The organism is Pseudomonas sp. SDO5522_S412 (assembly GCF_054071215.1).
Window position 1 is genome coordinate 1 of sequence record NZ_JBSVWQ010000265.1, and the last position, 7,171, is coordinate 7,171.

Annotated in this window: 8 protein-coding genes; 5 read left to right on the top strand and 3 right to left on the bottom strand. The window is 60.7% G+C overall.

Annotated features, from left to right (window positions below; translation table 11 throughout):
• Positions 1–44 precede the first annotated feature (44 nt).
• Positions 45–797 carry a DUF2059 domain-containing protein gene (locus ACW9I6_RS28970; RefSeq protein WP_008438922.1) on the bottom strand — a complete coding sequence of 251 codons (753 nt, stop codon included), beginning with the start codon at positions 795–797 and terminating at the stop codon, positions 45–47.
• 131 nt (positions 798–928) lie between these two features.
• On the opposite strand from ACW9I6_RS28970, the gene ACW9I6_RS28975 reads away from it, so the two are divergent.
• Positions 929–1,561, top strand: coding sequence for a 2OG-Fe(II) oxygenase (locus ACW9I6_RS28975; RefSeq protein ID WP_003213854.1), 633 nt, complete (start codon positions 929–931; stop codon positions 1,559–1,561).
• Positions 1,562–1,563: 2 nt separating this feature from the next.
• Positions 1,564–2,058: a DUF523 domain-containing protein gene (locus ACW9I6_RS28980; protein WP_457340112.1), complete on the top strand. Its 495-nt coding sequence runs from the start codon at positions 1,564–1,566 to the stop codon at positions 2,056–2,058.
• 110 nt (positions 2,059–2,168) lie between these two features.
• Here ACW9I6_RS28980 and ACW9I6_RS28985 read toward each other — a convergent pair whose 3' ends face one another.
• The gene (locus ACW9I6_RS28985) at positions 2,169–2,948 is read right to left on the bottom strand and encodes a transporter substrate-binding domain-containing protein (RefSeq protein WP_003213851.1); all 780 of its coding nucleotides are present in this window, start codon (positions 2,946–2,948) and stop codon (positions 2,169–2,171) included.
• A gap of 134 nt (positions 2,949–3,082) precedes the next feature.
• Between ACW9I6_RS28985 and ACW9I6_RS28990 the strand changes: the two genes are divergently transcribed.
• The gene (locus tag ACW9I6_RS28990) at positions 3,083–3,523 is read left to right on the top strand and encodes a DUF4399 domain-containing protein (protein ID WP_003213848.1); all 441 of its coding nucleotides are present in this window, start codon (positions 3,083–3,085) and stop codon (positions 3,521–3,523) included.
• A gap of 60 nt (positions 3,524–3,583) precedes the next feature.
• Here the strand turns inward: ACW9I6_RS28990 and serA are convergent, their stop codons facing one another.
• Positions 3,584–4,813 carry a phosphoglycerate dehydrogenase gene (serA, locus tag ACW9I6_RS28995; protein ID WP_003213846.1) on the bottom strand — a complete coding sequence of 410 codons (1,230 nt, stop codon included), beginning with the start codon at positions 4,811–4,813 and terminating at the stop codon, positions 3,584–3,586.
• A gap of 204 nt (positions 4,814–5,017) precedes the next feature.
• Between serA and ACW9I6_RS29000 the strand changes: the two genes are divergently transcribed.
• Both ACW9I6_RS29000 and ACW9I6_RS29005 read left to right on the top strand, forming a co-directional pair.
• Positions 5,018–6,412, top strand: a complete 1,395-nt coding sequence (locus ACW9I6_RS29000) for an FAD-binding oxidoreductase (protein ID WP_457340111.1) — start codon at positions 5,018–5,020, stop codon at positions 6,410–6,412.
• A 22-nt stretch (positions 6,413–6,434) separates the two neighbouring features.
• Entirely contained in the window at positions 6,435–7,100 is a 666-nt protein-coding gene (locus ACW9I6_RS29005; protein WP_003213842.1) for a fumarylacetoacetate hydrolase family protein, read from the top strand.
• Positions 7,101–7,171 lie beyond the last annotated feature (71 nt).

A 7,171-nucleotide genomic window follows, 5' to 3' on the forward strand; every position in this document is an offset into this window, starting at 1 on the left:
GTGACTGGCACACCGTCTTCGCGAGCAAGCCCGCTCCCACAGGGTTACTGCGCCAGGCTTGAGGTGCTTTGGCCGACCGCCAGCCCGGCGCGAATCGCCGCCAGTGCCGCCTTGTAGTACGCCTTGCCCTCCGGCGACTCCGCGAACGTCGCGAACTCTTCCAGCTCCGGGTCGGACAAATCCCGGTAGACGTACAACAGCGTGTTGTTCAGATCATTGCCAATCTGCTGCATCAGGCGCTCACGCTGGCCGTTCAACATGCCCTGCGCCTGGCCTCCGCCCAACAGCCCGGGGATCATCTGGCTCAAGCTGTCGGCCGCCACGCCGGCAATCGCCAGGCTGACTTCAGCCCCGGCTTCCCGCGCAGGCAAGGCCTGGGCCAGGTGGCCGATGATCAGGCTGCGGGTGGCATCGGCTTCCATGTGCGGCAAGCCCTGGGCGTTCTTCGCCAGTTGATCGCGGCGGGTGGCCAGCAACTCGGCGGCGACAATCTTGCGGCCCAGCGGCGACTGGAAGAAGGCCAGTGCCGGCTTAGGGTCCGCCAAATTCTTGCGCAGTTGCGCTTCGGCGCGCTGGTCTACCGACTGGGGCGCGAAGCGTTTATTGCTGTTGTCCACCAGCGCCTGATACACCGCCGGCGGCAGGCTGTTGCGGTAGCGTTGCTGGGCGGCACTGAGGGCGTCATTAAAATGCGCGCGCTGGTCTGCCCAGCCGGCGACCTTGTACAACTGGTCATGGCTGTCTGCCCAGGCGGGCAAAACGCAGAACATCAGCAAGGAAAAAAACAAACGACGCATATGGACTCCTGTCAGTCGGCCACTATTGTCCGTGTCGGGCGTAGGATTTGTCGAGAAATCCTATCGGTCACCTGACTAAAGTGTATTCAGACGCTCGGCGGCTCTGTCGGATTCACAGGCGTATGGATACTATGCGCGCCATGCCCATACCCTCCGATCACCCGCTGCTGTTACGCATTGTCGATGACCTGGCCGCACAAGGCTGGTCGCAGCAGAATATCTTCCTGCCCGAGGCTCTGACCCTCGAACTGGCGGCTGAGTGCCAAAAACGCGCCGCCGAAGGTGAATTGGCGCCCGCGGCGGTCGGACGGGGGCCGTCCCAGGAGATTCGCGAGGGCATCCGGGGTGACCATATCCAGTGGCTGGAGCCGGGCGAGGTGGTGGCCTGCGATAACTACCTGGAGCTGATGGACAGCCTGCGGGTGGCGATGAACCGTGGCCTGTTCCTGGGCCTGGAAGACTTCGAAAGCCACTTCGCGATGTACCCGCCGGGGGCGTTTTACCTCAAGCATGTGGACCGTTTTCGCGATGACGACCGGCGCATGGTGTCGGCAGTGATCTACTTGAACAACGCCTGGCTGCCGGAACATGGCGGCCAGTTGCGCATGTACCTCAAGGGCGACGTCGAATACGATGTGGTGCCCACCGGCGGTTGCCTGGTGGTATTCCTGTCGGGGGAAATCCCCCATGAAGTCATGCCCGCCACCCGCGAACGCCTGTCCCTCACCGGCTGGTTTCGCCGGCGGGGCAACGAGCCGTTTTGATGATGCAAAAGATTCTGGTCAGCCGCTGCCTGCTGGGGCACCGGGTACGCTACGACGGAGGGGCCAGCGGGCCTTTCGATCAATTGGCCGCGTGGCAGGCCGAAGGCCGGGTGGTTGCCGTGTGCCCGGAAGTGGCGGGTGGCTTGCCGACGCCACGGCCGTCTGCCGAAATCCCGGGCGGGCAGGGGATTGACGTGTGGGAAGGCCGCGCCCAGGTGCTGACGGCCCAGGGGGAAGACTTCAGCGAAGCGTTCCTCGATGGCGCCCGCCAGGCATTGGCGCTGGTACAGCGTCACAATATCCGCGTCGCCGTACTCAAGGCCAACAGCCCGTCGTGCGGCAATCTGCTGACCTATGACGGTACCTTCACCGGCGTGAAGGTCACGGGCGAAGGCGTGACGTCGGCCTTGCTCAAGCGCCATGGGGTGCTGGTGTTCAGTGAGCTGGAATTGCCCGAAGCGGCAGCGGCCCTGGCAAAATGCTCAAGCCCGACATAGATCAACATGTGGGAGCGGGCTTGCTCGCGAAAGCGCAGTGTCAGTCACCCGATGCTCAAGCCGAGCCACCGCATTCGCGAGCAAGCCCGCTCCCACATTGACCGAGTCGTTTATTCGGCCTTTTTCACCGGCTTGCTCGCATCCATCCCGAACCACTTCTCCGACAGCGCCGCCAGCCGGCCATCGGCCTTCACTCGTTGCAGGGCCTTGTCCAGGCTGGCCTTGAACGCCGGGTTACCCTTCTGGAACGGAATCGCCAGGCTCAGCGTCGGGCCGACGTCTGCGCCTTCCTTCACCGGCAGCTGGCTGTCGCGAATCGCGTAGGGAATCAGCAGCCGATCACTGATGGCGGCATCGATCTGTTGATCGGCAACGTCCTTGATCGGCTGCCTGGCATCGGCATAGCTGCGCAAATCAACGCCCTCGGCGGTGCGCGCCTGCTCCACAAACTGGCTGCCCTGGGCCACGCCCAACGCCTTGCCCTTGAGCGCCGCAAAGCTGCCCAACGGGCGCTGTTCCTGCTTGCGCACGATCAGCTGTGCGCTGGAGTAGCTGTAGGGCTCGCTGAAGTCGAAACGATCCGCCAGTTCAGGAGTCATAGCGATATGGTTGATGGCCACGTCGTACTTGGCGCTTTCCACGCCGGGCAGCAACTCGGCGGCATCGACAGTGATAAAGGAGGGGCGTACGTCCATTTCCTTGGCCAGCAACTCACCCAGCTCCACTTCAAAACCGGTGAGTTTGTCGCCTTCCTTGAAGTTGAAGGGCGGGGTGTTGGCTTCCATTGCGATGCGCAGTTCCCCGCGGTCAAATACATCGTCGATCAGTTCGGCATGGGCCAAGGGACTTGCAAGGGGCAGTAAAAGTAACAGGCCAGGCAGGAAACGCATGGTCGCTCCTAAAGAATTCGAATGAGCGAAGCGTTGTTCAGGCTCGCTTTGCTATGGTGTTGAATGTCTTGGACAGCAATTTGTCGCGAAGTTGTCATAACCCTACAGATTTCCCGGAAAAACTGGAGAAGTGAATGAAAGCCTTTTTGACCCGTGCAACCCTGGCCAGCCTATTGCTGGGCGCTTCGATGCTGGCGACCGCTGCTGATGGCATCCCGCGCAGCGCTCCACCAGAAGGTGCCAAAGTGTTCATCGTGTCGCCCAAAGATGGCGCCACCGTCGATAAAACCTTCACCGTGAAATTCGGCATGGAAGGCCTGAAACTGGCTCCGGCCACCAGTCAGGATCCGGGCACCGGCCACCACCACCTGCTGATCGACCAGAAAGAATTGCCGGATGCAAGCGTGCCGATCCCGGCCACCGATACCGTGATCCACTACGGCAAGGCACAGACCGAAACCGAGCTGACCCTCACCCCAGGCAAGCACACGCTGCAACTGGTAGCCGGCGACAAACTGCACATGCAGTTCAACCCGACTGTAGCCTCGAAAGTCATCACGGTTAACGTCAAGTAAGATTTGTTCAGACAAAAAAGGGAGACCCGAGGGTCTCCCTTTTTTATGCGCGTTTAACGATTAGAACAACACGCGGCTACGGATAGTGCCGTTGATGTGTTGCAGCTTCTCTTGCGCCAGGTCCGAATACTCGGCGTCTACGTCGATAACCACGTAGCCGACTTTCTCGTTGGTCTGCAGGAACTGACCGGAAATGTTGATGCCGTTTTCCGCGAAGACCTTGTTGATCTCCATCATCACGCCAGGGATGTTCTGGTGGATGTGCAGCAGACGGTGCTTGCCAGGGTGCGCCGGCAGAGCCACTTCCGGGAAGTTGACCGAGGACACCGACGTACCGTTGTCGCTGTACTTGACCAGTTTCTCCGACACTTCCAGGCCGATGTTGGCTTGGGCTTCAGCGGTGGAGCCGCCGATGTGCGGGGTCAGGATCACGTTGTCCAGGCCACGCAGCGGGCTTTCGAAGATGTCGTCGTTAGAGCGCGGCTCAACCGGGAACACGTCGATGGCGGCGCCGATCAGGTGCTTGTCCTTGATCGCGTCGGCCAGGGCGTCCAGCTCGACCACGGTGCCGCGTGCAGCGTTGATCAGGATCCCGCCCTTCTTGATGGCGCGGATTTCCTTCTCGCCGATCATCCACTGGGTCTCAGCGGTTTCCGGTACGTGCAGGGTCACGATGTCGGACATGCCCAGCAGCTCGGTCAGGCTCGACACCTGGGTGGCGTTGCCCAATGGCAGCTTGGTCAGGGTGTCGTAGAAGAACACCTGCATGCCCAGGCCTTCGGCCAGTACCGACAACTGCGTGCCGATCGAGCCGTAACCGACGATACCCAGCTTCTTGCCGCGGATTTCGAAGGAGTTGGCTGCGCTCTTGATCCAGCCGCCACGGTGGCAGGAAGCGTTCTTCTCGGGAATACCGCGCAGCAACAGGATCGCCTCGGCCAATACCAGCTCAGCAACGGAGCGGGTGTTGGAGTACGGTGCGTTGAACACCGCGATGCCGCGCTCGCGCGCTGCGTTGAGGTCGACCTGGTTGGTGCCGATGCAGAAACAGCCGACAGCTACCAACTTCTTGGCGTGATCGAAGATCTCTTCGGTCAGCTGAGTGCGGGAGCGAATGCCGATAAAGTGCGCGTCGGCGATCTTTTCCTTGAGCTGGGCTTCCGGCAGAGAACTGGTGATGTACTCAATGCTGGTGTACCCGGCGGCCTTCAGGACTTCGACGGCCGATGGGTGGACGCCTTCCAGAAGAAGGAACTTGATCTTGCTCTTATCGAGAGAAGTCTTGCTCATCTGCGTAAACCTGTATCCCGGAGAAAAATGGCAGGGAATCGGATCACGTAAGCTGACCCGGACGGCAGGAAAGCCGTCACCGCAGAACGCCCTTGGGCACTATCCTGCGGGGGCGGTATGCTAGCATACGTGCCCCGCTAAACACCCATTCCTGCGACGTGAAGCGTTCTCAGGATGACCATGAATTGTTCGAGAGTTCTGTCGATGACCCATCCTGCCCTGATTGATGAGCTGAAGACCCTGGTTGAGCCTGGCAAGGTCCTGACCGATGCTGACTCCCTTGAGGCTTATGGCAAGGACTGGACCAAGCATTTCGCGCCGGCCCCGGTGGCCATCGTCTTCCCGAAGACCACCGAGCAGGTGCAGGCCATCGTCCGTTGGGCCAATGAGCACAAGGTCGCGCTGGTGCCGTCCGGTGGCCGTACCGGCCTGTCGGCCGCTGCCGTCGCTGCGAATGGCGAAGTGGTTGTGTCGTTCGACTATATGAACCAGATCCTCGACGTTAACCTCACCGACCGCACCGCCGTGTGCCAGCCGGGCGTGGTCACCAAGCAATTGCAGAACGTCGCCGAAGAAAAAGGCCTGTACTACCCGGTGGATTTCGCCTCGTCGGGTTCCAGCCAGATTGGCGGCAATATCGGCACCAATGCCGGCGGAATCAAGGTCATTCGCTACGGCATGACCCGTAACTGGGTGGCCGGTATGAAAGTCGTCACCGGCAAGGGCGACCTGCTGGAGTTGAACAAAGACCTGATCAAGAACGCCACCGGCTACGACATGCGCCAGCTGTTCATCGGCGCTGAAGGCACCCTGGGCTTTGTGGTCGAAGCGACCATGCGCCTGGACCGGGCGCCGAAAAACCTCACCGCGATGGTGCTCGGCACCACCGATTTCGACTCGATCATGCCGGTGTTGCACGCCTTCCAGAGCAAGCTGGACCTGACCGCCTTCGAATTCTTTTCCGACAAGGCCCTGGCCAAAGTCCTCGGTCGCGGCGATGTGCCGGCGCCGTTCGAGTCCGACTGCCCGTTCTACGCGCTGCTGGAATTTGAAGCGACCACCGAAGAAGTGGCCAACGATGCCCTGGCCACGTTCGAACACTGCGTCGAGCAGGGCTGGGTGCTGGACGGCGTGATGAGCCAGAGCGAAACCCAACTGCACAACCTGTGGAAGCTGCGCGAGTACATCTCCGAGACCATCTCCCACTGGACGCCGTACAAGAACGACATTTCGGTGACTGTGTCGAAAGTGCCAGCCTTCCTCAAGGAAATCGACGCGATTGTCGACGAACACTACCCGGACTTCGAAATCGTCTGGTTCGGCCACATCGGGGACGGCAACCTGCACCTGAATATCCTCAAGCCGGAAAACCTGAGCAAGGACGAGTTCTTCGCCAAGTGCGCCACCGTCAACAAGTGGGTGTTCGAGACCGTGCAGAAGTACAACGGCTCGATCTCCGCCGAACACGGCGTGGGCATGACCAAGCGCGATTACCTGACCTACAGCCGCTCGCCGGTTGAAATTGAATACATGAAGGCAGTGAAAGCGGTGTTCGACCCGAACGGGATCATGAACCCGGGCAAGATTTTCGCTGTTTAACAGTCCCTGAAGGAGTCGGTCCATGAGCTACCAGCACAAGTATGTCGACGGCACCAATATTCACTTTCCCCTGGGGAAGGTGGTGTGCATCGGGCGTAACTACGCCGAACACGCCAAGGAACTGGATAACCCGGTACCGACCGAGCCGCTGCTGTTTATCAAGCCCGGCAGTTGCGTAGTGGCACTGGAAGGCGGTTTTGCCATCCCTACCGAGCGCGGTTCGGTGCATTACGAAGCGGAAATCGCGGTGTTGATCGGCAAGCCGTTGTCGGCCAAACCGAGCCGCGAGGAAGTGCTGGACGCCATCTCCGGCTTCGCCCCGGCCCTGGACCTGACCCTGCGGGACAAACAGGCCGAGCTGAAAGCCAAGGGCCTGCCGTGGGAAATCGCCAAGTCGTTTGACGGTGCGGCGGTGATTGCCCCGTTCGTGGTCGGCAGCACTTTCCCGGATGTGACGGATATCGGCATCCGCCTGACCATCAACGGCGAAGTGCGCCAGGACGGCAACAGCGCGATCATGCTCAACCCGATCATCCCGATGATCCAGTACATGGCCGGCTGCTTCTCGTTGCAGGCCGGGGATGTGATCCTCACCGGTACGCCGGCAGGCGTGGGCCCGCTGAATGTGGGTGACGAGCTGGTGCTGGAATTGCCGGGTGTGAGCCGCTTCGAAAGCAGCGTTCGCTGAATACCTGGCGAAACGCGGTCAAAAATGTGGGAGCGGGCTTGCTCGCGAAAGCGGTGTATCAGTGACAGATT

Coding starts and splice junctions, on each gene's coding strand:
- ACW9I6_RS28970 (WP_008438922.1), bottom strand. CDS start 797: ATGCGTCGTTTGTTTTTTTCCTTGCTGATGTTCTGCGTTTTGCCCGCC.
- ACW9I6_RS29000 (WP_457340111.1), top strand. CDS start 5,018: ATGACCCATCCTGCCCTGATTGATGAGCTGAAGACCCTGGTTGAGCCT.
- ACW9I6_RS28985 (WP_003213851.1), bottom strand. CDS start 2,948: ATGCGTTTCCTGCCTGGCCTGTTACTTTTACTGCCCCTTGCAAGTCCC.
- ACW9I6_RS28990 (WP_003213848.1), top strand. CDS start 3,083: ATGAAAGCCTTTTTGACCCGTGCAACCCTGGCCAGCCTATTGCTGGGC.
- serA (WP_003213846.1), bottom strand. CDS start 4,813: ATGAGCAAGACTTCTCTCGATAAGAGCAAGATCAAGTTCCTTCTTCTG.
- ACW9I6_RS28980 (WP_457340112.1), top strand. CDS start 1,564: ATGCAAAAGATTCTGGTCAGCCGCTGCCTGCTGGGGCACCGGGTACGC.
- ACW9I6_RS29005 (WP_003213842.1), top strand. CDS start 6,435: ATGAGCTACCAGCACAAGTATGTCGACGGCACCAATATTCACTTTCCC.
- ACW9I6_RS28975 (WP_003213854.1), top strand. CDS start 929: ATGCGCGCCATGCCCATACCCTCCGATCACCCGCTGCTGTTACGCATT.